The sequence below is a fragment of the Achromobacter sp. NFACC18-2 genome (genome assembly GCF_900108985.1).
Classification (GTDB): Bacteria; Pseudomonadota; Gammaproteobacteria; order Burkholderiales; family Burkholderiaceae_B; genus Achromobacter.
In genome coordinates, this window is the sequence record NZ_FNYM01000003.1 from 126,825 (window position 1) to 150,284 (window position 23,460).

Annotated in this window: 16 protein-coding genes; 9 read left to right on the forward strand and 7 right to left on the reverse strand. The window is 66.5% G+C overall.

Going from position 1 to position 23,460, the window contains the following annotated elements; all coding sequences use genetic code 11:
* Nucleotides 1-7 precede the first annotated feature (7 nt).
* The 3 genes from nuoN (at nucleotide 8) to BMW75_RS05485 (ending at nucleotide 4,496) form a co-directional block, all read left to right on the forward strand.
* On the forward strand, nucleotides 8-1,492 hold the full coding sequence (gene nuoN / locus BMW75_RS05475) for an NADH-quinone oxidoreductase subunit NuoN (RefSeq protein WP_076519298.1): 1,485 nt from the start codon (nucleotides 8-10) through the stop codon (nucleotides 1,490-1,492).
* A 16-nt stretch (nucleotides 1,493-1,508) separates the two neighbouring features.
* Nucleotides 1,509-1,838, forward strand: coding sequence for a DUF2818 family protein (locus tag BMW75_RS05480; protein ID WP_092577671.1), 330 nt, complete (start codon nucleotides 1,509-1,511; stop codon nucleotides 1,836-1,838).
* 396 nt (nucleotides 1,839-2,234) lie between these two features.
* The gene (locus BMW75_RS05485) at nucleotides 2,235-4,496 is read left to right on the forward strand and encodes a TonB-dependent receptor (protein ID WP_092577674.1); all 2,262 of its coding nucleotides are present in this window, start codon (nucleotides 2,235-2,237) and stop codon (nucleotides 4,494-4,496) included.
* 114 nt (nucleotides 4,497-4,610) lie between these two features.
* On the opposite strand, the gene serB is transcribed toward BMW75_RS05485, so the two are convergent.
* Entirely contained in the window at nucleotides 4,611-5,468 is an 858-nt protein-coding gene (serB, locus tag BMW75_RS05490; protein WP_092577677.1) for a phosphoserine phosphatase SerB, read from the reverse strand.
* Between the two features lie 26 nt (nucleotides 5,469-5,494).
* Nucleotides 5,495-8,977, reverse strand: a complete 3,483-nt coding sequence (gene mfd, locus BMW75_RS05495) for a transcription-repair coupling factor (RefSeq protein WP_175493105.1) — start codon at nucleotides 8,975-8,977, stop codon at nucleotides 5,495-5,497.
* Between the two features lie 29 nt (nucleotides 8,978-9,006).
* On the opposite strand from mfd, the gene ispD reads away from it, so the two are divergent.
* The 3 genes from ispD to BMW75_RS05510 all read left to right on the forward strand — a co-directional run bounded on the left by ispD (nucleotide 9,007) and on the right by BMW75_RS05510 (nucleotide 12,411).
* The gene (gene ispD, locus BMW75_RS05500; RefSeq protein WP_092577679.1) at nucleotides 9,007-9,690 is read left to right on the forward strand and encodes a 2-C-methyl-D-erythritol 4-phosphate cytidylyltransferase; all 684 of its coding nucleotides are present in this window, start codon (nucleotides 9,007-9,009) and stop codon (nucleotides 9,688-9,690) included.
* Nucleotides 9,687-10,178, forward strand: coding sequence for a 2-C-methyl-D-erythritol 2,4-cyclodiphosphate synthase (ispF, locus tag BMW75_RS05505; protein WP_092577681.1), 492 nt, complete (start codon nucleotides 9,687-9,689; stop codon nucleotides 10,176-10,178). Before ispD ends, ispF begins: the two co-directional genes overlap by 4 nt.
* A 181-nt stretch (nucleotides 10,179-10,359) precedes the next feature.
* Nucleotides 10,360-12,411 carry a DUF4344 domain-containing metallopeptidase gene (locus BMW75_RS05510; protein WP_092577684.1) on the forward strand — a complete coding sequence of 684 codons (2,052 nt, stop codon included), beginning with the start codon at nucleotides 10,360-10,362 and terminating at the stop codon, nucleotides 12,409-12,411.
* Nucleotides 12,412-12,512: 101 nt separating this feature from the next.
* On the opposite strand, the gene BMW75_RS05515 is transcribed toward BMW75_RS05510, so the two are convergent.
* The 4 genes from BMW75_RS05515 to ompR all read right to left on the reverse strand — a co-directional run bounded on the left by BMW75_RS05515 (nucleotide 12,513) and on the right by ompR (nucleotide 15,876).
* A complete protein-coding gene (locus BMW75_RS05515) occupies nucleotides 12,513-13,031 on the reverse strand; it encodes a carboxymuconolactone decarboxylase family protein (protein ID WP_076519306.1) in 519 nt (172 codons plus the stop codon).
* Between the two features lie 73 nt (nucleotides 13,032-13,104).
* Complete coding sequence (locus tag BMW75_RS05520) at nucleotides 13,105-13,653, reverse strand: peroxiredoxin (protein ID WP_006217982.1); 549 nt, start codon at nucleotides 13,651-13,653, stop codon at nucleotides 13,105-13,107.
* A 59-nt stretch (nucleotides 13,654-13,712) separates the two neighbouring features.
* Nucleotides 13,713-15,107 carry a sensor histidine kinase RisS gene (locus BMW75_RS05525; protein WP_076519307.1) on the reverse strand — a complete coding sequence of 465 codons (1,395 nt, stop codon included), beginning with the start codon at nucleotides 15,105-15,107 and terminating at the stop codon, nucleotides 13,713-13,715.
* A 34-nt stretch (nucleotides 15,108-15,141) separates the two neighbouring features.
* Complete coding sequence (gene ompR, locus BMW75_RS05530) at nucleotides 15,142-15,876, reverse strand: response regulator transcription factor RisA (protein WP_003813882.1); 735 nt, start codon at nucleotides 15,874-15,876, stop codon at nucleotides 15,142-15,144.
* A 131-nt stretch (nucleotides 15,877-16,007) separates the two neighbouring features.
* Here ompR and tsaB point away from each other — a divergent pair, with 131 nt between their 5' ends.
* Together tsaB and BMW75_RS05540 are read left to right on the forward strand one after the other, a co-directional pair.
* Nucleotides 16,008-17,264: a tRNA (adenosine(37)-N6)-threonylcarbamoyltransferase complex dimerization subunit type 1 TsaB gene (tsaB, locus tag BMW75_RS05535; RefSeq protein ID WP_092577688.1), complete on the forward strand. Its 1,257-nt coding sequence runs from the start codon at nucleotides 16,008-16,010 to the stop codon at nucleotides 17,262-17,264.
* A complete protein-coding gene (locus tag BMW75_RS05540; RefSeq protein ID WP_092577690.1) occupies nucleotides 17,261-18,250 on the forward strand; it encodes a uracil-DNA glycosylase in 990 nt (329 codons plus the stop codon). Before tsaB ends, BMW75_RS05540 begins: the two co-directional genes overlap by 4 nt.
* Nucleotides 18,251-18,331: 81 nt before the next feature.
* Here BMW75_RS05540 and lplT read toward each other — a convergent pair whose 3' ends face one another.
* Complete coding sequence (lplT, locus tag BMW75_RS05545) at nucleotides 18,332-19,645, reverse strand: lysophospholipid transporter LplT (RefSeq protein WP_092577693.1); 1,314 nt, start codon at nucleotides 19,643-19,645, stop codon at nucleotides 18,332-18,334.
* A 264-nt stretch (nucleotides 19,646-19,909) separates the two neighbouring features.
* Here lplT and smc point away from each other — a divergent pair, with 264 nt between their 5' ends.
* Nucleotides 19,910-23,443: a chromosome segregation protein SMC gene (gene smc, locus BMW75_RS05550; protein ID WP_092577695.1), complete on the forward strand. Its 3,534-nt coding sequence runs from the start codon at nucleotides 19,910-19,912 to the stop codon at nucleotides 23,441-23,443.
* Nucleotides 23,444-23,460: the final 17 nt, after the last annotated feature.

Sequence of the window (23,460 nt, forward strand, 5' to 3'; positions counted from 1 at the left end):
CAAGACAATGATGCAATCCCAAATCGATTTCGCCCTGGCGACACCGGAAATCCTTCTGCTGATTTTCGGCCTGGCTATCCTGCTCATCGACGCGGTCAGCAATCACCCCGAGCGCAAGCCGACGTTCCTGCTGACCATGCTTGCCCTGGGCGTGCTGACCGTCGTGTCCGCCGTGCAATGGAAGAACGGCGTGGCGGGTTCGACGTTCAACGGGCTGTACGTCACCGACGAGCTGTCGCATCTGCTGAAGATCGCCTCCTACGTCGCGGTCGCCGTGACGCTGATCTACGGCCGGGTCTATGCGCAGGTGCGCGACATGGTCAAGGGCGGTGAACTGTACGTCCTGACCCTGTTCGCGCTGCTGGGCCAGATGGTGATGATCTCCTCCGGGAACCTGATCTCCATCTACCTCGGGCTGGAACTGATGTCGCTGGCGCTGTACGCGCTGATCGCCCTGCGCCGCGACAACGTCGTGGCCACCGAAGCCGCCATGAAGTACTTCGTGCTGGGCGCGCTGGCCTCGGGCTTCCTGCTGTACGGCATGTCGATGATCTACGGCGCGACGGGTCACCTGGACCTGGCCGAGATCTCCAAGGTCATCGCCGCCGGCAAGGCCGAGAAGATGGCGCTGGTGTTCGGCATCGTGTTCCTGGTGTCGGGCCTGGCGTTCAAGCTGGGCGCCGTGCCGTTCCACATGTGGGTGCCTGACGTCTACCAGGGTTCGCCGACCGCCGTCACCCTGATCCTGGGCGGCGCGCCCAAGCTGGCCGCCTTCGCGATCACGCTGCGCCTGCTGGTGGACGGCCTGCACGGGCTGGCCGCCGACTGGCAGCCCATGCTCATGATCCTGGCCGTCCTGTCGCTGGCCATTGGCAACCTGACCGCCATCGCGCAGACGAACTTCAAGCGCATGCTGGCGTACTCGACCATCTCGCACATGGGCTTCGTACTGCTGGGCCTGATGTCGGGTTCGGTCGCGGGCAAGCCGGAACTGTCGTCCGCCGCCTACGGCGCGTCGCTGTTCTACATGCTGACCTACGTGCTGACCACGCTGGCCAGCTTCGGCATCGTGCTGCTGCTGTCGCGCCAAGGCTTCGAGTGCGAGCACATCGATGACCTGAAGGGCCTGAACCGCCGCAGCCCGTGGCATGCCGCCATCGTGCTGCTGCTGATGTTCTCGCTGGCCGGCATCCCGCCGCTGGTGGGCTTCTACGCCAAGCTGGCCGTGCTCCAGGCCCTGGTGAGCGCCGGTCATATTTCCCTGGCCGTGGTGGCGGTGCTGTTCTCCCTGATCGGCGCGTTCTACTACCTGCGCGTGGTCAAGGTCGTGTACTTCGACGAGCCGGCGGCCGACGCCGCGCCGATGGTGGCCACCGCTGGCCAGCGCGGCGTGCTGTCGATCAACGGCGCCCTGATCCTGGTGCTGGGCCTGCTGCCCGGCGGCCTGATGGCGCTGTGCGTGCAGGCCATCCGCTCGTCGCTGACCCTGTAAGGGACGGATCACAGCCATGAACCAGACGCTGGCGGTATGGCTGTTGATCGCGCTGGCGCTCGTCAGCGCGAACCTTCCCTTTCTGACCGAACGCGTGTTTGCCGTGCTGCCCTGGAAGCAGGGCGGCGCCAAGGCGGTCAAGCCCTTCTGGGTCCGCCTGGTCGAAGTCCTGGTTTTCTACGCGATCGTCGGCGCGCTGGGATTTGCGTTTGAATCCGCGCTGGGCAACCGCTTTGCCCAGACCTGGGAGTTCTACGCCATCACGCTCAGTTTGTACCTGGTGCTGGCCTATCCCGGGTTCGTGTACCGGTATCTGTTCAAGCGGCACCCTCGCTTGCGCGTTTGAAGGCGCGGCAAGACCCTTAAACGCCCCTCCAGGGGCGTTTTTTCATTTGCTCATGGAAAGCTGTGGAACGTGCCTGGCGCAGCCTGTGGCGCGTTTTGGCGCGTTGGGCAGCAGGGCTGAGACGCCTATCCCTGGCTGGTACGAGCGGGGCCGTTCATGCGGGCAGGGGCGGACCGAAGACGAGCCCTGCACCCCGCGAGCCTTCGATCGCCGGCCCCGATCCGCCCCCAAAAATTGAGCATTCGAAATACGTCGAAAGTTCGCTCAGCAGTGTTGTTTTTTCATCTTTTGAATGAGCGGAATCGAATCATTCAGGTTTCATTCAGCCTCCAAGTTCAGAATCGCAAACGACAAAAAAACAAGAATCGTTGCTATTCACATTCTGGAGAAGTTGGTTTGAAGCCCCAAGATTCGTATTCGCTGAATACGCTCGCCACATCGCTGGCCGCCGCCATCGCGGCGCCGGCGTTGTTCGTCAGCCCCTATGCCGCAGCGCAGTCCGCCGACACCGGCGTGACCCAGTTGTCCCCGGTCCGTGTCGAGGGCGAAGGCTCTCCCTACCAGACGTCGACGGCCCAGTCGCCCAAGTTGACGGCGCCCTTGCTGGATACGCCGCGCACGGTGCAGGTTGTGCCCCAGCAGGTGATCCAGGACCAGGCCGCTTCGTCGCTGCAGGATGTGCTGCGCAACTCGCCCGGCATCACCTTCGGCGCCGGCGAAGGCGGCCGGCCGGGCGGCGACCTGCCCATCATCCGCGGGCAGAACTCCGCGGGGAGCATCTTCCTGGACGGCATCCGCGATTCCAGCACCCAGGTTCGCGACACGTTCAACCTGGAGCAGGTCGAGATCATCAAGGGACCGGATTCGGTCTATTCCGGCCGCGGTGGCGCGGGCGGCAGCATCAACATGGTCAGCAAGACGCCCAAGGCCACGGACTTCACCGAAGCCACGGCGCAGATCGGCACGGACAACAATTACCGCGCGACCATCGACAGCAACTGGCGCCTGGCGGACAAGGCGGCCTTCCGTCTGAACGTCATGGGCAACAAGGGCGACGTGCCCGGCCGCGACAACGCGGTGGACTTCGAACGCTGGGGCGTGGCGCCTTCCCTGATGCTGGGCGTCGGCACGCCGACGCGCATCACGCTCAGCTATTACCACTACCAAGACGACAGCATGCCGGATTACTCCATCCCGTATGACCCGAAGACGGGCCAGCCGGTGACGGAGACCATGGGCGTGAGCCGCAAGTCGTTCTACGGCCTGACCGGACGCGATTTCATGAAGACGCGCGACGACGTCGCGACGGTCGACTTCCAGCATGATTTTTCCGACAAGCTGCAGCTGCGCAACGTGATGCGCTACGGCCGCGGCACGACCGATTTCGCCGCCACCAATCCTGACGACAGCAAGGGCAACATTCCCAACGGGCTGGTGTATCGCGCGCTCAAGTCGGGCTACTACGTCACCAAGACCTTTGCCAACCAGACGGACCTGACCGGCGAATTCGAGACCGGCAGCCTGAAGCATTCGTTCGACCTGGGCTTCGAGTACAGCAACATCAAGCAGGACAAGGACGGCTACACCCAGACCATCGCCCGTGGCCCGATGGACTGCAAGGTCAGCGCGACGGACCTGTCGAATCCGGCGCTGTGCACGTCGCTGTGGGATCCGGATCCCAGCGACGACTACCCGGGCAAGCTGACCCGCAACGACAATCCTGCCCGCTACAACACGGACACGATCGCGCTCTACGGCTTTGACACCATCAAGTTCAACGAACAATGGCAGGCCGGCCTGGGCGCGCGCTGGGACAACTACCGGACCAGCGGCAGCAACATCGCGCGCGGCCGCAGCGATCCGGCCGGCACGCCCGCGTTCTACAGCACGAGCCGGGAAGACAACCTCTTCAACTACCAGGTCGGCCTGGCATACAAGCCTGCGCCCAACGGCACGATCTACGCCACCTACGGCACCTCGTCCACGCCGTCCGCGGTGGCGGGCAGCGCGGTCAGCGATGCGACGTCCCTGTCGAACTCGTCGCTCGAACCCGAGAAGAGCCGGACGGTCGAGCTGGGCACGAAGTGGCAGGTGCTGGATGACAAGCTGACGCTCTCGGCGGCGGCCTTCCACGACATCCGCAAGAACACCAGCGTCGCCGTGTCCGCGACCGAAGTGGCGCAGGTTGGCGAGGCCAAGGTGCGCGGCATCGAAATCGGCTTCTCGGGCGCCATCACGCCCAAGTGGAACGTATTCGGCGGCTACACGTTCATGGACAGCGAAATGACCAAGGGCGCGTACAACAGCGGCGCGGTCGGCCAGGACCTGCCCAACACGCCGCGCAATGCCTTCAGCCTGTGGACAACCTACAAGGTCCTGCCCAAGCTGACGGTCGGCGGCGGCGCGTACTACGTCGACAAGGTCTACGGCAACTCGGACGCCACGAAGAATGCCGATGGCACGCCCAAGGCGCGCTGGGTGCCTTCGTACTGGCGCTTCGACGCGATGGCCGCCTACGAATTCAACGAGCATATCTCGGCGCAGTTGAACGTGCTGAACATCTTCGACGAAACGTACTACACCAAGGCCTATGCCGCGCACTACGCGGCGCTGGGCACGGGCCGGGCGGCGTTGCTGTCCCTGCGCATGCGGTATTGAGCATGGGGCGCCGCGCAGCCGGCGCCGACTCGCTACGAAAAAGCCACCTCATCTTGAGGTGGCTTTTGTGCTTTTGTGCTTTTGTTTTTTGGATGGGTGTCAGACACCTGCGGATCAGGTCTCGAACCAGTTCAGCACGCCGTCCAGCCCCGACACGTTCAGGGCGTAGCGCGTCTGCTGCCGAACCAGCGGCTTGGCGTGGTAGGCCACCGGGAAGCCCGCGTTGGCCAGCATCTTCAGGTCGTTGGCGCCGTCCCCCATCGCGATGATCTGGTGCGTGTCGGCGCGGTGCGTGCGCGCGAACTCGCGCAGATGCGCGGCCTTGGCGTCGGCATCCAGGATGTCGCCCAGCACGCGCCCGGTCAGCACGCCGTTTTCGATTTCGAGGGTATTGGCGTGGGCGCTGTCCAGGTTCAGGCGGGCGCGCAGGCGCTCGGTGAAGAACGTGAATCCGCCGGACACCAGCAGCACCTTGATGCCCGCGGACTGGGCGGTGGTGATGAGGCGTTCGGCGCCCGGATTCAGCCGCAGCTTTTCCTCGTAGACCTCGTCCAGCGCGCCGGCCGGCGCGCCCTTGAGCAGCGCGACCCGGCGCCGCAGGCTCTCGGCGAAATCCTTGATTTCGCCGCGCATGGCGGCTTCGGTGATCTCGGACACCTTGTCCTTCACGCCGACCACGCCCGCGATCTCGTCGATGCACTCGATGTTGATCAACGTGGAGTCCATGTCCATGGCCAGGACCTTGCAGTGCGACAGCTTCAGGCCGGACGGCACGAAGGCGGCGTCGACGCCGCGGGCATCGGCCCAGGCGGTGACCACGCTGCGGGTCTCGGCGTCGTGCTGCACGTCGAGCAGGCGGGCGGCGGTATTGCTGATCCGCGCGATGCCCTGGGCCTGGGCCAGGGCTGCGAGCTGTTCCGCATGTTCGATGGCAAGGCCGGGGGATTGGACGACGAGGTTGTGGGTAGTCATGGCGGGATGGGGAAGGGTGTCTGGGATTATTTCAGTGCGCGCAGGACCGCTCGCACGGCGTCGGCGCGGGCCGCTAGCTGGGGCGCCTTGATCTCGACGCGCAATTTGTCCTGTCCGGCGAGCTTGATGTGGCGCTGGCGCTGGACGAGATCGATGATCCGGCCGGGGTCGACCGTGGTCTTGGGACCGAACTGCAGCAGCGCCTGGCTTTCGCTGGCGTCGATCTTGACGATGCCCAGGGGCTGCGCCGCGAGGCGCAGGCGGTGCGTCGCGAGCAGGGTCTGCGCCGCCTCGGGCAGCTTGCCAAAGCGGTCGATCAGTTCTTCCTGGATGTGGATCAGGTCGTCCTCGTCGGCGGCGTGCGCCAGCCGCTTGTAGATGGCCAGGCGCGCATGCACGTCGGCGCAATAGTCGGACGGCAACAGCGCCGGCGCATGCAGGTTGACCTCGCACGCCAGGTTGAAGGGCGCGTCCAGGTCGGGTTCTTCGCCGGCCCGCAGGGCGCGCACGGCTTCGTTGAGCATCTCGTTGTACATCGAGAAGCCGACTTCCTGGATGTTGCCGGACTGCGAATCGCCCAGCACTTCGCCGGTGCCGCGGATTTCCAGGTCGTGCATGGCCAGGTAAAAGCCCGAGCCGAGCTCTTCCATGGCCTGGATGGCTTCCAGCCGCTTCTTGGCGTTGCTGGTGATGGCGTCCTCGCCCGGCGTCAGCAGATAGGCATAGGCCTGGTGGTGGGAACGTCCGACCCGCCCGCGCAACTGGTGCAGCTGGGCCAGCCCGAAGCGGTCGGCGCGGTGGATCACGATGGTGTTCGCGCTGGGCACGTCGATGCCGGTTTCGATGATGGTGGTGCACAGCAGGACGTTGTAGCGCTGCTGGTAGAACCCCTTCATCACCTGTTCGAGTTCGCGCTCCGGCATCTGGCCGTGCGCCACGGCGATCCGGGCCTCGGGCACCAGTTCTTCCAGGCGGGCGCGGCGGTTGTGGATGGTCTCGACCTCGTTGTGCAGGAAGTAGCACTGGCCGCCGCGCTTGAGCTCGCGCAAGAGGGCCTCGCGCAAGGTGCTGCCGTCTTCGCGGCGCACGAAGGTCTTGATGGCCAGGCGCTTCTGCGGCGCGGTGGCGATCACGGAGAAGTCGCGGATGCCTTCGAGCGACATGCCCAGCGTGCGCGGGATGGGCGTGGCGGTCAGCGTCAGCACGTCGACTTCGGCGCGCAGCGCCTTCAGGGCCTCTTTCTGGCGCACGCCGAAGCGGTGTTCCTCGTCGATGATGACCAGGCCCAGCCGCTTGAACTTCACGTCCTTGGACAGGATCTTGTGCGTGCCGATGACGATGTCGACCCGGCCGTCATTGATGCCCTCGATGGCGCTGGCCACCTCTTTGGGGGACCGGAAGCGCGACAGCTCCACCACGCGCACGGGCCAGTCGGCGAAGCGGTCGGAGAAGGTCTGCGCGTGCTGTTCGGCAAGCAGGGTGGTGGGGCACAGCAGGGCCACCTGTTTGCCGTTGGCCACGGCCAGGAAGGCGGCGCGCAGCGCGACTTCGGTCTTGCCGAAGCCGACGTCGCCGCAGACCAGGCGGTCCATGGGACGGCCCGACGTCATGTCGCTGATCACGGCCTGGATGGCGGCGGCCTGATCGGCCGTTTCTTCAAAGCCGAAGCCTTCGGCGAACGCTTCGTAGTCATTGAGCGGCAGGTTGAAGGCAAAGCCTTCGCGCGCCGCGCGCTGCGCATACAGCGCCAGCAATTCGGCGGCGGTGTCGCGGACCTGCTTGGCCGCCTTGCGGCGGGCCTTGTCCCATTGGCCGGAGCCCAACTGGTGCAGCGGCGCGGCTTCCGGATCGGCGCCGCTATAGCGGGCGATCACGTGCAGTTGCGACACCGGCACGTACAGCGTGCTGCCGTTGGCATATTCGAGATGGAGGAACTCCATCTCGCCTTCGCCCATGTCCATATTGACCAGGCCGTGGTAGCGCCCGATGCCGTGCTGCGCATGGACGACGGGGTCGCCTTCGCGCAGTTCGGACAGGTCTCGCACCATGGCTTCGACGTTGCTCGCGCGTTCCTGGTCGCGCTTGCCGCGGCGTCCGGTGCTTGCCAGCCCGGGATACAGATCGTTTTCGGTCAGGAACGCCAGGTTGGCGTCCGGCAGTTCGAAGCCGGTGCCCAGCGGCGAGGCGACGATGCCGAAATGCGCGTCCGACGCCAGGAAGGCCTCGATGGTGTCCGGCTGGGCGTCTGGCGTGACGCCGAACTCGTTCAGCATCTGCACCAGGGTTTCGCGCCGGCCGGCCGAGTCCGCGCACAGCAGCACGCGGGTATGGCGCGTCTGCACCAGCGCGCGCAGCTTGGCGATGGGGTCATCGGAGCGGCGCGCCACGCTGACGTCGGGCGCCGCGCGAAAGTCTGGATGCGGCTGGCCCGCGGCCAGCGACAGGCGTCGGAATTCCTTCAGCCGCCCATACAGCGCTTCTTTGTCCAGGAACAGGGCGGAGGGCGGCAGCACCGGGCGTTCGCGGTCGCTTTTCAGGAAGCCATGGCGGCTGGCGGTGTCCTGGCTGAAGCGCTGCATCGCATCGTCGATGTCGCCGACGGTGACCATGACCGTGCCTTCAGACACGTAGTCGAACAGCGTGGCGGTTTCCTCGAAGAAGAGCGGCAGGTAGTACTCGACCCCGGCGAACGGGATGCCGTTGCCGATGTCCTTGTAGGGCAGGGCGCGCGACGGATCGCCTTCGAAGACTTCGCGAAAGCGGGCGCGGAAGCGGTTGCGCGAGTCTTCGTCCATGGGGAACTCGCGGCCGGGCAGGAGCTGCACCTCGCGCACGGGGTACAGGCTGCGCTGGGTGTCGACGTCGAAGCTGCGGATGGTCTCGATCTCGTCGTCGAACAGATCCAGCCGGTACGGCACCACCGAGCCCATCGGGAACAGGTCGATCAGGCCGCCGCGCAGGCAGAATTCGCCGGGCGAGGTCACCTGGGTGACGTGGTTGTAGTTGGCCAGGGTGAGTTGCGCGCGCAGCGCCGATTCGTTCAGCTTGTCCTTCTGCTTGAACGAAAACGTGTAGGCGGCCAGGAACGAGGGCGGGGCCAGCCGGTACAACGCGGTGGTGATGGGCACGGTCAGCACATCCACCGTCTTCATCATCAGCGAATGCAGCGTGTTCAGGCGTTCGGAGATCAGGTCCTGGTGCGGCGAGAAGGCGTCGTAGGGCAGCGTTTCCCAGTCGGGCAGTTGCCTGACGCGCAGGCCCGGCGCGAATAGCTGGATCTCCTCGGCCAGGCGCTGGGCCTCCAGGGGCTCGGCCGTCAGGATCACCAGGGGCGCGCCGGCCTGGCGCGCCAGGTCCGCCAGCAGCCAGGCGTCGCCCGAGCCGGGCGGCCGGGGCTGCGCGTAGCGCGCGCCGGGCTTCAGCGCGGACAGGGTGGGGACCGTGGCGGGGACGGGCGGCGCGGCCGTGTCGAGGGAAGAAGGGGTGGGCATCAGGCTGGAAGCGGACATCAAGCGGAAGATTATAAAATCTCCGCACCATGTCTGACTCAATCATCGCGATCGTGCCCGCCGCGGGCGTCGGCGCCCGCGCCAGCCGCGCCGGGCACGAGGCCGTTCCCAAGCAATATCGTCCACTGTCCGGACAGCCCATGCTGCGCCACGCGGTCTGCGCCCTGCTGGCCGATGCGCGCGTGTCGCAGGTGCGCGTGGCGGTGACGCCGGGAGACGGCTGGGTCGACGCCGCGCTGGCCGGCCTGCCGCGCACCGTCTGGCGCGCCTGCGGCGGCGCGACGCGCGCCGATACGGTCGCGGGCGCGCTGGCCGACAGCGAGGTCGCGGATGACGCCTGGGTGCTGGTGCACGATGCCGCGCGGCCGGGCTTGCCCGCTTCGGCGCTGAGCCGCCTGATCGACGCCTGCCTTGCCGATCCGGTGGGCGGCCTGCTGGCCCTGCCGGTGGCCGACACGGTCAAGGGCGGGCACGAGCGCGTGGAGCGCACGCTGGACCGCAATGGCCTGTGGCTGGCGCAAACGCCGCAGATGTTCCGCGCCGGGGTGCTGCGCGATGCGCTGACCGCGGCCTGCGTGGACGGCGTGACCGTCACCGACGAGGCCTCCGCGATCGAGGCCGCCGGCTACGCGCCGCTGCTGGTTCCGGGCGCGATGCGCAACTTCAAGGTGACGTGGCCGGACGATTTCGAACTGATGGAAAAATGGCTATGAGCATTCCTTTCCGCGTCGGGCAAGGCTTTGACGTGCATGCGCTGGTCGAGGGCCGGCCGCTGATCATCGGCGGGGTCACGATTCCCCATACCCACGGCCTGCTGGGGCATTCCGATGCAGACGTGCTGCTGCACGCGATCACCGACGCGCTGCTGGGCGCGGCGGGCCTGGGCGATATCGGCCGGCATTTTCCCGACACCGATCCGGCCTTCAAGGGAGCCGACAGCCGCGTCCTGCTGCGCGAGGCGATGGCCAGGGTTCGCCGGGCGGGCTGGACGCCGGTCAATATCGACGCCACCCTGCACGCGCAGGCGCCGAAGATCGGTCCGCATGCGCCGGCCATGGTGAAGAACATCGCCGCCGATACCGGGCTGGACGAAGTCGAGGTCAACATCAAGGCCAAGACCAACGAGGGGCTGGGCTACCTGGGCCGTAAGGAAGGCATCGCGGCGACGGTGGTCGCGTTGCTGGCGCGCGTGGAAAGCTGACCCCGCGCGCCGCCATGTCCGTGGCGCCCGCGCCACGCGCCCCACGCTTTTTCAATGCCGCCTGCGCCGCAACGCCAGGCGGCATTTACGTTGGCATACATCTTTAACAAATGAATAAGCGGGTGAATTTGATCTGACTTACGCTGCGCCACTTGAAATCTGACTAATCAGGGACATTCAGATGCAATTACGGGGCGCGGGGCTATTTTTCGTTCTTGCCGCATTTGCCACCTCCGCGCACGCGGAGTATGAGCAGCAGCTCGGCCCGCTGGCAGGCACCGTCAGGCAGCAGCTTCTGCAGGGTTGGCACGTCGGCGAACAGGATGGCTGGTTCACCCTGCGCAACAGCGACGTGCCCGGCGGCGAGCAGACGTTCTATGTCAACGCGGGCCAGCCGCCCGAATCGGGCCGCATCATCGACGTCAACGTGGTGGTCAACTCAAAGAGCCCCAAGGCGTCCATTGGCGTCGCGCTCAACAACAATGCGCGCAAGAGCCTGTGCCTGCTGGAGATCCGGGCGGACCGCAACACGCTGCTGTTCTGTCTCGAGGGCCAGAAGCGGCGCGACATCGCGTCGGTGCCCAACGTCGCGAAGCTGGACGGCACGGACCGCATCAAGGTGGTTGAAGTGCCGGGCGCGGCGCGTTTCATCGTCAATGGCCAGAAGATCGCCGACGTCGAGAACGAGCCTGCGCTGGGCAGCGAAGTCGGCATCATGGCCTACGACGAAGGCACCTTCGGCATCGCCGATTTCACGATTAATTCCAATCTGGCCGCCCAGCCGGCCGGCGGCGGTGGGCAAGGCGGCGCAGGGGCAGGGGCAACCCGGGCGCCCGTCGCGGCGCCCGCGCCCGCGAACAACACGCCCGCCTTGCCCGGCGCGGGGCCCTATCCCCGGTTCGGCGGCGACACGCTGCGCATCGTCGGCGTCTACGTCGGGATCATGCGCAGCATTTTCCTGCACGAATTCGGCCACGCGCTGATCGGCGAGCTGGAACTGCCCGCGACGGGCGCGGAAGAAGACGCGGTCGACATGTATTCGGCGCTGCAGATCGTCGAGCCCACGATGTATCCGTCCAGCGACAAGGACGTGAACATCATGGCCCGCGAGGCCGCGACGTACGCCGCGCTGCAGTGGTACTACAGCGGCATGCTGGCGGAAAAGCGCGGCGCGTCGGCAAATTCGGCGTGGCAGGACGAGCACACGGGCGATCTCAAGCGTTTCCGCAACATGCTGTGCATCATGTACGGCGGCAACCCGTCGGTGTTCGAGCCGGTGGCCAAGCACGTGGGCTTCGAAGACCGGACCAAGGCGCGCTGCACGGACGAATTCAACAAGCAGAACCGCGCCTGGCGCCGGCTGCTGGCGCCGCACACCCGCGTCGGCGCGTGGACGCCCGACGGCCAACAGCCGGCCGACGCGCCGGGCGCGCCGGTCAATGTGGTGTTCGAGCCGTCCAAGCGCAAGATCGGCAATCTCTTTGCGAACAACCTGTCCGAGGCGATCACCAACAATATCAAGCTGCTGGGCCAGACCTACGTGCTGCCGCGGCCGGTCAACGTGGTGTTCAAGGACTGCGGCCAGTTGAACGCCTGGTACAGCCCGCGGGAAGGGTCGATCACGATGTGCTACGACCTGATCGAGAACATCGCGGTGATGATCTCCGACATTGAAACGGGCACCGTGGGCGGAGAAGTCGTGGCCAAGGATGGCGGGGCTCCCCGGCAGCCGCCAGCCGCCGGGCAGGGGATGCCCGCGCAGCCGAGCGGCACGTTCGATGAACTCAAGGACAGCGGCGTGCCGCCGACGTCCATGCTGTTCTCGTCCCCCTACAAGGGCCCGACGCCCAACAAGCACACCCGCGCCGAGGTCATCACGACCGCGGACCTGGTGCAGATGATCAACAAGGACAAGTCCATTCTCATCATCGACACCAGCGGCCTGCGGGACACGCTGCCCATCGCCTACCCGCTGGCGGACGCCGGCCAGGACGGCAGCGTCGCGGATCACCTGCAGGGCGCGCTCGACGCCTGGCTCCAGAAGAACACGGGCGGCCGGCGCGACGCACCCATCGTGTTCATGGGCGCGGGCATGAATGACCGTTCGTCCTATAACGCGGCGCTGCGTGCAGGGACACTGGGATGGCGCGCGTATTGGTATCGCGGCGGCATGGAGGCCTGGGTGGCCAATGGCCTGCCCACCGCGCCGGTCAAGCCGGCCGCCGGAAAGTAGCGGCGCGACGGGGGCGCCGTCGCGCCGCCGTCCATGACGCCCTCAAGCAAAAAGCCCGCCTGCGTCATGCAGGTGGGCTTTTTTCCGATCGGCGGAGCCGCTTACTTGCCTTGGGCGGCCAGCGCCAGGGCAGCGGCGTTGACCACGGCGGCGATACGGCCGGCGTCGCGCAACTGTTCGGTCGACAGGCCGTCGTTCTTCAGGTTTTCATAGTGCGACGCAACGCAGAAGTGGCACTTGCCGATGATGGAGGCCACCAGGGCGAAGAGCTCGAAACGCTTCTTCTCGACGCCGCCATGGGTGGCGTAGGCGTTCATGCGCAACTGGGCCGGCAGGCTCTTGAGCTGGGCGTCGCCGGTCATCTCGACGTAGGGGTACCAGGTGTTGTTCATGCCCATGAGGGCGGATGCGGTCAGCGCGGCGTTCGCGTCGCCTTCCGACAGGCCGCTCTTGAAGGCTTCAACCAGCACCGGGCTGCGCGCGGCATAGGCGGCGGACAGCGCAGCGCCGATGGCGTCTTCGGGAGCCAGCGTCGAGCGGGCGATCACGGCGTCCAGATTCAGGCGGATGTCCTTGGCCCAATCCGGCAACTGTTCCTTAATGGTCGTAAGAAATTCCATAGTTTTTACCTATAATATAGCGCAGTTAAAGCCCGGGCGGGGCCTGCGGACAGGCCCCGGGCCGGGCTGGAAATTACAGCGTGGCGCCGCCAACCGTACGGTTGCACGGGCAGAGCTCGTCGGTTTGCAGACCGTCGAGCAGACGCAGCACTTCTTCCGGGTTACGGCCGACGTTCAGGTTGTTCACCGAAACGTGCTGGATCGTGTTGTCCGGGTCGACGATGAAGGTGGCGCGCAGGGCAACGCCAGCACCCTTCTCACGCACGCCGAGCTGGTCGATCAGCGCGCCGGTGGTGTCGCCGAATTGGTAGTGACCCAGCTTGTTCAGGTCCGGGTGCTCACGGCGCCAGGCCAGCTTGACGAATTCGTTGTCGGTCGAACCGCCCAGCAGGACGGCGTCGCGGTCTTCGAAGTCCTTGGCCAGCTTGTTGAAGCCGACGATTTCGGTCGGGCAAACAAACGTGAAGTCTTTCGGGTAGAAGTAAATCACCTTCCACTTGCCGGGGAAGGAGCTTTCGGTGATGTCTTCGAACGCCGACACGCCGTTTTCTTCGTGCTGGTTGAAGCCGGGCTTGACGCCGGTGACCTTGAAGGGTTCGAGTTTGTCGCCAACAGTTTTCATGTTTACTCCCGTAGTTGTTGGGTGGAGATAAGGCAGTGCCTCAAACCATAAATTCTACGCTATGGATTATCGTTGTCTAATTGATAATTCCTAAACTTGGCTTTGGGCAGCTCTATCCTTGCGGTAAGGCCGCCACCCTCGCGCGGCAGCATGCGCAACGAGCCGCCGACGTGCTTGAGCAGGCGTTCGACGATGGCCAGGCCCAGGCCCGCGCCGCTGACCCCGGTGCGCGCGGCTTCTCCGCGGGAGAACGGACGCAACAGGCGATCCACGTCCTCGGGGGCGATGCCGGGGCCGCGGTCGGACACCTCGATGACGATCATGCTGCCTTCGGCCTGCAGCGTCATGTTCAGGTGCGCCAGGCCGTCGTCGGACCGGCCGTAGCGGCGCGCGTTTTCGATCAGGTTGCTGACGATGCGCTTGAGGTCCAGGGCGGTGATGCGGGCGCGCAGGCCGGGTTCCAGGACGGCTTCCAGATCGCCGCCCAGCGACGCGGTGTGGCTGCGCTCGCGTTCGTAGAGTTCGGCCAGCACCGCGGAAATGTCCGTGGCCAGTTGCGGGAGCGTGCCCGCGGGGCGGGCGTATTCCATGAGCTGGCCGATGCTGTGGTCGATCTGGCCGAGGTCTTCGTCGATGGCCTGGCGGGCGTCTTCGGACACGCCGCTCAGCTCGATTTCCAGCCGCATGCGCGCAAGCGGCGTGCGCAGGTCGTGCGAAATGCCGGCCAGCATGAGCTCGCGGTCGGCCTCGGCCTGGCGCAGGTCTTTGGCCATGCGGTTGAACGAGGCGTTCAGGTCGCGGATTTCGAGCGGCCCCTGTTCGGGCAGGGGGGCGGGCGTTTCACCGCGCGACAGGACCTGGGCGGCTCGGGCCAGGCGCGATAGCGGCCGGTTGACGAATCCGACGCTGACCGCGGCCCCGACAAGGGACAGCAGCAGCGCGGTGGCGCCCCAGCCCAGCCATTCGATGCCGCCGGTCAGCCCGATCTGCTCGCGTTCGAACACCAGCCAGTACAGGTCTTTTTCTATCTGGAAGCTGACCCAGAACCCCGGCACCTGGTTCACGCCCCAGGCGATCTGCGTTTCCGGACCGAAGCGCGTACGGATGTGCTGGGCCACGCGCTGCCAGTAGTCGTCGTCGGGGAGGGCTTCGGCAAAGTCGGTGACTTCGCGCGGATAGACCTGGATGCCTTCATTGGTGGCCAGGTCGAGCAGAAGTTTGCTGCGTTCGCCGTTATGCGAATAGATCAGCGCGGTGCGCGTGATATTGACGGCCGTGATCACCCGCTGCGCCATCTGATTGGCGCGCGGTCCCAGCTCCATGCTGAAAAATACTTGGAGCCACGCGCCCAGGCTGACCAGCATCAGTGCGGCGAGCAAAAGGAACGTGCGGCCGAATAAACCCAGCCGCAAACGTGATGTCAGGTTCCTGAATGTTCTGCGCAGGCGCGGCACGAAGCTGCGCTCCTGCCCGGGGCGGGCGAGTCGATCAGCTACCACCGTCCGGGACGAACACGTATCCCAGACCCCAGACCGTCTGGATGAATACCGGCTTGGACGGGTTCGGTTCGATCAGTTTGCGCAGGCGCGAAATCTGGACGTCGAGGCTGCGATCGAAGGCTTCGTATTCGCGGCCGCGGGCCAGTTCCATGAGCTTGTCGCGCGACAGGGGAATCTTCGGATGGCGCGCAAACACCTTGAGCACCGAGAATTCACCCGTGGTGATGGGCACCTGTTCGCCGTTGCGCGTGAGCGTGCGGGTGGACAGATTCAGCACGTAGGGGCCGAAGGCGATGGACTCGTTCTCCTGGCTGGGGGCGCCGGGGTGTTCCTCGGTGCCGCGGCGGCGCAGAATCGCATTGATGCGCGCCAGCAGTTCCCGGGGATTGAACGGTTTGGACAGGTAGTCGTCCGCGCCCATCTCCAGCCCGACGATGCGGTCGATCTCTTCCGCCTTGGCCGTGAGCATGATGATGGGGGTGTTGTCGTGACCACCGCGCAGCCGGCGGCAGATGGACAGGCCATCCTCGCCGGGCAGCATCAGATCCAGCACGAGCAGGTCGAAATGCTCGCGTTGCCAGAGTTTGCCCATCTCTTTGGCGTCTTCGGCGACGAAAACGTTGAATCCCTGTTCGGACAAGTACCGGCGCAGCAGATCGCGCAAGCGCGGATCGTCGTCAACGACGAGGATTTTTCGGGTGGGGGTGGTGTTTTGCGTATTCATGGCCGGAAATGTAACAGTGACAAGAACCAGCGGCTAGTGGGCGTTCACAAGATATTACACATTGCGAACCCTGGTTGAAATCCCCCTTACACCCGGGGGTAACAGCGGCTTATTTCGTACAATCTGCTTCTATGGAACTAAACCTGCTGGCTCTGGAAACGTCGTCGTCGCGCTGTGGCGTGGCCCTTTTGCGGGCGGTCGACGGCCGCCTGGACATCCGCGTGCGCGAACACGAAGGCGCCCAGGAACACGCCGAGCGCCTCCTCCCTATGGCGGATGAGCTCCTGGCCGAAGCCGGCATCCCGCCGTCGGACCTGCATGCCGTGGCGTTCGGGCAGGGCCCCGGGGGGTTTACCGGTCTGCGCGTGGCCTGCGGCGTGGCCCAGGGCATGGCCCTCGGCCTGGGGATCCCGGTGTTGCCTATTGTTTCGCACCAGGCGGTGGCCGCCGAGGTTGCCGGGACGCCGGCCGATGCCATCGTCGTGGCCCTGGACGCCCGCATGAACGAGGTCTATCTGGCAGTCTACCGCCGCCGGGACGCGGCTGGCGAGGATTCCGTCTGGGACACGCTGCAGGCGCCGATGTTGATCGCCGCGGCCGAGGTGGTGCCCTGGACAGCGCATCATCTGCCGAACTGGTCGGCCCAGGCGGGGCAGCCGCTCGAACCGCTCCTGGCCGGGGACGCCTGGGAGGCTTATCCGGCCGACATGCGTTGCCCCGCGCAATGGCGCCGGGCCGGCGACGCGCAGCGGCCGCAGGCGGCCAGTGTGGCGCGGCTGGCGCGCCTGGGCTGGCTGCGAGGCGAAACCGTGGCGCCCGAGTTGGCCGCGCCGCTCTATGTCCGCGACAAAGTGGCGTTCACCACCGCCGAGCGCCTGCGTGGCGAGGGGGGCAATCCGAAGGCGCAGCCCTCGCTGGCGCCGCAGATTCCGCAGGCCATGACGCAGGCCGACCTGGACGAGGTGGTTGCGCTGGAGGCGCACGTGCAGTCCTTCCCCTGGACTCGCGGCAATTTCACGGACGCCCTGGCGGCAGGCTATGGCGCCTGGACCTTGCGGCGCGAGGGCAGGCTGGCGGGCTTCGCCATTCTCATGTTCGCGCCTGACGTGGCGCACCTGCTGGTGATCGCCGTGGCCCGGGACCTGCACCGCCAGGGCCTGGGCGGCGTGCTGCTCGACTGGTGCGAACAGCAGGCGCGCGAGCGCGGGCTGGAGGGCCTGCTGCTGGAGGTCCGGCCGTCCAACACATCCGCCATCAGTTTCTATAAGCGCCACGGCTATCTGCAGATCGGCGTGCGGCGTGCGTATTACCCGGCCGAGAAGGGCGGCCGCGAGGACGCCCTGGTCATGCAGAAACGCTTCGGCGACACCGGCGGGGGACCGGCATGAGCCCCATGGATGCCGTGCCGCGGCCGGCGCCGCCGCGTATCAACCCCTTGCAGCGCATCTGGCTGCGCGAGATCGGCATGGAGCGGCTTTGGCTGCGCACCCCGCCGGTTGCGCCGCCAGCCATGGCGCCGGTCACGGCGCGTGTCGTCGCGCCGGAGGCGGCGTCCGCGGTGCCGCCCGCCCCGCCAGTTCGATCACCCGTCGCTCCCCCGGTGTCCGCCGCCGAACCGGCCGCCGTACCCACACCCGTATCCAAACCCGCGCCGGCTGCCGCGGCAACCCCCGCGGCCGAGCCGGCATCGGGACGCGCATCGGCCATCCCCGCCTCGATCCTGAACCGCAGCGGCCCGCCGCCGCGTCCGGCGCCGAAGGTCGAGATCAAGGACGAAGCGCCGCCGCCCATCCCGGTGGCCGAGGCGGTCAAGGATGCCGATCTGGAACAATTGGCCGCGCAGGTCGTGGCGTGCGCCGCCTGCGGCCTGTGCCAGGGCCGTCGCCATGCGGTGGTGGGCCACGGCGCGCAGCCGACCCGCTGGCTGGTGGTGGGCGAAGCCCCCGGCGAACAGGAAGATCGCCAGGGCCAGCCCTTCGTCGGGCGTTCGGGCCAGTTGCTGGACGCCATGCTGGCGGCCGTGGGCATGAGCCGGGAGCGCGACGTATTCATCACCAACGTGATCAAGTGCCGCCCGCCCGGCAACCGGAACCCCAAGCCCGAGGAGATCGCCGCCTGCAGTCCGTACCTGATGCGGCAGATCGCCCTGCTCAAGCCCGAACGCATCCTGGTGCTCGGCCGCTTCGCGGCGCAGACGCTGCTGGGCACCGACGCCACCATCGGCAGTCTGCGCGGCCGCGTCCATCAGCTGAAGACGGACGAGGGCGCGCAGATTCCGGTCGTGGTCAGCTACCACCCGGCCTATCTGCTGCGCAGCCCCTCCGAGAAGGCACGCGCCTGGCAGGACCTGAAGCTGGCTGCGCGCGACCTCTAGCCCGCACCGGCCACAACGAAAAACACCCGGGCGCGCCCGGGTGTTGTCATTGGTGGCGCAGCGCGTGCGCGGCGCACGGGGTCAGTGTGTCGAATCCAGCGCGCGGCCGTGGCCTTCCTGCCCGATCTGGTCGTGAAGGTCCGGATTGGCCAGCATGTTGCGCTTGCTCCAGCGCATGAACACGACCATCAGCACGGCCACGACGGTGCCGAAGATCACGATGATGATGTTGATCGGCAGCTCCAGCCAAAGCAGCAGCGTATACATGGCCACCATGAGCAGGATGTTGAGCTGTTCGTTGAAGTTCTGCACGGCGATCGAATGGCCCGCCGACAGCAGCACGTGGCCGCGATGCTGGAGCAGGGCGTTCATGGGCACGACGAAGAAGCCGGCCAGGCCGCCCGTCAGCAGCAACAGGAGATAGACGCTCCAAGGCTGGTAGACCAGCGGCATCAGCAGCACGACCAGGCCCATGGCGGCGCCCACCGGCAGCACGGCCAGCGCGCGGCGCAGCGGGATGCGGCCAGCCAGGATGGACCCGACCACCGTGCCCAGCGCGGCCACGCCCATCAGCATCGAAGCCTTGTCGAGCTGGTAGCCCAGATGGCTGCGGCCCCATTCGATGACGATGAGCTGCAGCGTGGCCCCCGCGCCCCAGAAGAGCGTGGTGACGGCCAGGGAGATCTGTCCCAGCTTGTCCTTCCAGAGCACGCAGACATAGCCCCAGAAGGTGCGCACGAGCCGCACGGGGTTTTTCTGCTGCGGCGGATAGCGCACGTGCGTGTGGGGGATCAGCAGGTTGCACAGCGCCGCCAGCAGGTACACAAAGGCGATGACCAGAATGGCCGCCTCGGCGGGCGTTCTGACCAGCTTGCCAATAAAGGAATGGCTGAGCAGGGCGCTGGAGACCGAGGACGATATCAACAGTCCGCCCAGGACGGTGCCCAGGATGATGGAGAAGACCGTCAGGCCCTCGATCCAGCTGTTGCCCTTGACCAGCAGCGCCGGGGGGAGCATTTCAGTCACGATGCCGTATTTGGCGGGGGAGTAGGCGGCGGCGCCGATGCCCACCACGCCGTAGGCCGCGCACACCAGCCAGGTCTGGTATTGCGGGGCGATGCCCAGGCTGGCATACGAGAACATCAGCAGACAGCCCGCGACCTTGAGGGCATTGGTCGAGAACATGACGCGGCCCTTGGGATAGGAATCCGCCAGGGCGCCGACGAATGCGGCAAGCACGACGTAGGCCAGCGCGAACGACCATTTCATCATGGGCGCCAACCAGTCAGGACCGTGCAGTTCCTGTATCAAGGCGATTGCTGCGATGAACAGCGCATTGTCCGCCAATGACGAGAAGGCCTGCGCGGCCATGACCAGATAGAAACCACGTTTCAAGAATGTCCCCGTTCTTCGGCCAGAGGCTGACCAGTCCGCTTGAAGATGATGTGTCGTGCCAAAAAGTGTCAGGGAGTATAGCCGGAGCCTTGCGCCGGGCCATCGCGCGTTTGCCCGCGGGTTGACCGGTGCCAACCTCTGGGGACAGACCGCCTGCGGTATCATACGGTCCATATGAGAGCCGGCCCTTTTTGGGCCGGTTTGCAATCTGTGCGGCAGGTCCGTTAACGCCTTTCGTTCAACCCACCCCGTCGTCATCGTACTGTGCGCCTTACTCAGCTCAAACTCGCCGGCTTCAAGTCCTTCGTCGACCCCACCGTGATCCCCGTGCCCAGCCAGCTGGTCGGCGTGGTGGGTCCCAATGGCTGCGGCAAGTCGAACATCATCGACGCCGTGCGCTGGGTGCTGGGCGAGGCCAAGGCATCGGAACTGCGCGGCGAGTCCATGCAGGACGTCATTTTCAACGGGTCCGGCAACCGCAAACCCGCGGCGCGGGCGTCGGTGGAAATGGTGTTCGACAACAGCGAGGGGCGCGCCGCCGGACAGTGGAGCAGCTACGCCGAAATCGCGGTGCGCCGCGTCCTGACCCGGGACGGCACCAGCAGTTATTTCGTCAACAACCAGCAGGTCCGCCGCCGCGACATCCACGACATCTTCCTGGGCACCGGCCTGGGCGCCCGCGGCTACGCCATCATCGGCCAGGGCATGATCAACCGCCTGATCGAAGCCCGGCCCGAAGAACTGCGCGTATTCCTGGAAGAAGCGGCCGGGGTGTCGCGCTACAAGGAACGCCGCCGCGAAACCGAGAACCGGCTGTCCGACACCCGCGAAAACCTCACCCGCGTCGAAGACATCCTGCGCGAACTGAACAGCCAGCTTGAAAAGCTGGAAGCCCAGGCCGAAGTGGCCACGCGCTACCGCGAACTCCAGGCCGACGGCGAAAAGAAGCAGCATTCGCTGTGGCTGCTGAAGGAGACGGGCGCCCGCGAGGAACGCGCCAGGAAGGCGCAGGAAATGGCGCAGGCCCAGAACGAACTGGAAGCCGCCATTGCCGGCCTGCGCGCAGGCGAGGCGGCGCTCGAATCCCGGCGCCAGGCCCATTACGCCGCCAGCGACGCCGTTCACACCGCGCAGGGTGCGCTGTACGAAGCCAACGCCCAGGTCAGCCGCCTGGAGGCCGAGATCCGGCACGTCGTCGATTCCCGCAACCGCCTGCAGTCGCGCCGCGACCAGTTGCAGCAGCAGATCGCCGAATGGACCAGCCAGCGCGAGCACTGCACCGAACAGATCGCCCAGGCCGAGGATGACCTGGCTGCCGCCGCCGCGCGCACCGAAGAAGCGCGCGCCACCGCTGAAGACGCCCAGGCCGGCCTGCCGGCCGTCGAGCAGCGCGTCCGCGAAGCGGCCGCTGGCCGCGACGAAATGCGCGCCGCGCTGGCCCGCGTCGAGCAGAACCTCGCCCTGGTGGCGCAGACCCAGCGCGACGCCGACCGCCAGATGCAGACCCTGGACCAGCGGCGCGAACGCCTGCAACAGGAACTGCGCGAACTGCACAGCCCCGATCCCGAGCGCCTGGAACAACTTGCCGGCGACCGCGCCGCGGGCGAAGACCAGCTTGAAGCGGCGCAGGAAGAACTGGCGGTCCTCGAGGGCCGCGTGCCCGAGGCCGACGCCGAGCGCAGCCGCGCCCAGGCCGCCGCCCAGACCGAAGCCCAGAACCTGGCCCGCCTGGAAGCCCGCCTGTCGGCGCTGGTGAAGCTGCAGGAAGACGTGCAGAAGCAGGGCGCGCTGGAGCCCTGGCTGGCCAAACACGAGCTGGCCGGGCTGTCGCGCCTGTGGCAGAAGCTGCATGTGGAACCGGGCTGGGAAACCGCCCTGGAATCCGCGCTGCGCGAGCGCATGGCCTCGATCGAAGTGCGCACCCTGGACTGGGCGCGCGCCTTTGCCGAGGACGCGCCGCCCGCCCGCCTGGCATTTCACCAGTTGCCCGTCGCGGCCCCGACGCCGCCCGCGCCCGCCGGCTTCACGCCGCTGGCCAGCCTGCTGCGCATCACCGATCCCGACCTGCGCACGCTGCTGAACGAATGGCTGTCCGGCGTCTACACCGCCAATGACCTCACCCAGGCGCTGTCCTTGCGGGCCACCTTGCCCGCGGGCGCCGCCTGCGTGGTCAAGGCCGGTCACCTCATCGACGCGCACAGCGTGCGCTTCTACGCGCCCGACTCTGAACAGGCGGGCCTGCTGGCCCGCCAGCAGGAAATCGAAAACCTGCAGCGCGAGATCAAGGCCCAGCAGCTCATCACCGACCAGGCGCGTGCCGCGGTCGCCCGGGCCGAAGCCGCCTGGCAGCAGGTGTCCCAGGCCATCTCCCCGGCGCGCACGCGCGTGGCCGAGGTCACGCGCCGGGTGCACGACATCCAGCTCGAACATTCCCGGCTGCAGCAGCAGGCCGAACAGTCCGGCGAGCGCGCCTCGCGCCTGCGCCAGGACCTGGAAGAAATCAAGGCGCACGAGGAAGACCTGCGCGCCACCCGCGAAGAGGCCGAGGCCCGCTTCGAGGCCCTGGACGAAGAGCTTGCCGAGCATCAGTCCCGGTTTGCCGACGCCGAAATGGACGGCGAGACGTTGGCCGCGCAGGCCGAGGCGGCCCGCACCCGGCTGCGCGAACTGGAACGCGCCGCCCAGGAGGCCGAATTCGCCGAGCGCGGCATCCAGGTCCGCATCACCGACCTGCAGCGCAACCGGCAACTGGCCGCGGACCAGAGCCAGCGCGGCGCGGTCGAGCTGGAACAGCTGATGGGCGACCTGGCGGAACTCGACGCGTCCGCGTCGCAGGCCGGCCTGCAGGACGCCCTGGAAATGCGCGCCGAGCGCGAGGAAGCGCTGTCGCGCGCGCGCCAGGAACTCGAAAACCTGGCGGCGCTGCTGCGCGGCGCCGATGAAGACCGGCAGCAGCAGGAGCAGACCCTGGAGCCGCGCCGTGCGCGCATCATGGAATTGCAATTGCAGGAACAGGCCGCGCGCCTGGCCGAAGAGCAGTTCACCGAGCAGCTCAACGCCCGGGAAGTCGACCGCGAGGAACTGGCGCAGTTCCTGGCCAACCAGCCCGACGAATGGCGCCGCGCAAGCTGGCTGCAACAGGAAGTCGGACGCATCTCGCGCCAGATCGAGGCCCTGGGCTCGGTCAACCTGGCCGCGCTGGACGAATTGAACACCTCGCGCGAGCGCAAGGGCTTCCTGGATTCGCAGCATCAGGACCTGATGACTGCCATCGACACCCTGGAAGACGCCATCCGCAAGATCGACCGCGAAACCCGCGAGCTGCTGCAAGAGACCTTCAACATCGTCAACGGGCACTTCGGCGAACTCTTCCCCAAGCTGTTCGGCGGGGGCGAGGCCAAGCTCAGCATGACCGGCGAGGAAATCCTCGATGCCGGCGTGCAGGTGATGGCCCAGCCGCCAGGCAAGCGCAACAGCACGATCCACTTGCTGTCGGGCGGGGAAAAGGCGCTGACCGCCACCGCGCTGGTGTTCGCGCTGTTCAAGTTGAACCCCGCGCCGTTCTGCCTGCTCGACGAGGTGGACGCGCCGCTGGACGACGCCAACACCGAGCGCTACGCGAACCTTGTCGCCAACATGAGCGAACAGACGCAGTTCCTGTTCATCTCGCACAACAAGATCGCGATGCAGATGGCCAAGCAATTGATCGGCGTGACCATGCAAGAGCAAGGGGTTTCGCGTATCGTTGCGGTAGACATAGATTCGGCCGTCCAGATGATGGCCTCCGAAGCGGCATAAACCCAATATTGAGAAAG

What these genes read in the sequence shown, in the direction of transcription:
- nuoN (WP_076519298.1), top strand. Translation starts at nt 8, where the DNA reads ATGATGCAATCCCAAATCGATTTCGCCCTGGCGACACCGGAAATCCTT.
- BMW75_RS05480 (WP_092577671.1), top strand. Translation starts at nt 1,509, where the DNA reads ATGAACCAGACGCTGGCGGTATGGCTGTTGATCGCGCTGGCGCTCGTC.
- serB (WP_092577677.1), bottom strand. Translation starts at nt 5,468, where the DNA reads ATGACTACCCACAACCTCGTCGTCCAATCCCCCGGCCTTGCCATCGAA.
- mfd (WP_175493105.1), bottom strand. Translation starts at nt 8,977, where the DNA reads ATGTCCGCTTCCAGCCTGATGCCCACCCCTTCTTCCCTCGACACGGCC.
- ispD (WP_092577679.1), top strand. Translation starts at nt 9,007, where the DNA reads ATGTCTGACTCAATCATCGCGATCGTGCCCGCCGCGGGCGTCGGCGCC.
- ispF (WP_092577681.1), top strand. Translation starts at nt 9,687, where the DNA reads ATGAGCATTCCTTTCCGCGTCGGGCAAGGCTTTGACGTGCATGCGCTG.
- BMW75_RS05510 (WP_092577684.1), top strand. Translation starts at nt 10,360, where the DNA reads ATGCAATTACGGGGCGCGGGGCTATTTTTCGTTCTTGCCGCATTTGCC.
- BMW75_RS05515 (WP_076519306.1), bottom strand. Translation starts at nt 13,031, where the DNA reads ATGGAATTTCTTACGACCATTAAGGAACAGTTGCCGGATTGGGCCAAG.
- BMW75_RS05520 (WP_006217982.1), bottom strand. Translation starts at nt 13,653, where the DNA reads ATGAAAACTGTTGGCGACAAACTCGAACCCTTCAAGGTCACCGGCGTC.
- ompR (WP_003813882.1), bottom strand. Translation starts at nt 15,876, where the DNA reads ATGAATACGCAAAACACCACCCCCACCCGAAAAATCCTCGTCGTTGAC.
- tsaB (WP_092577688.1), top strand. Translation starts at nt 16,008, where the DNA reads ATGGAACTAAACCTGCTGGCTCTGGAAACGTCGTCGTCGCGCTGTGGC.
- BMW75_RS05540 (WP_092577690.1), top strand. Translation starts at nt 17,261, where the DNA reads ATGAGCCCCATGGATGCCGTGCCGCGGCCGGCGCCGCCGCGTATCAAC.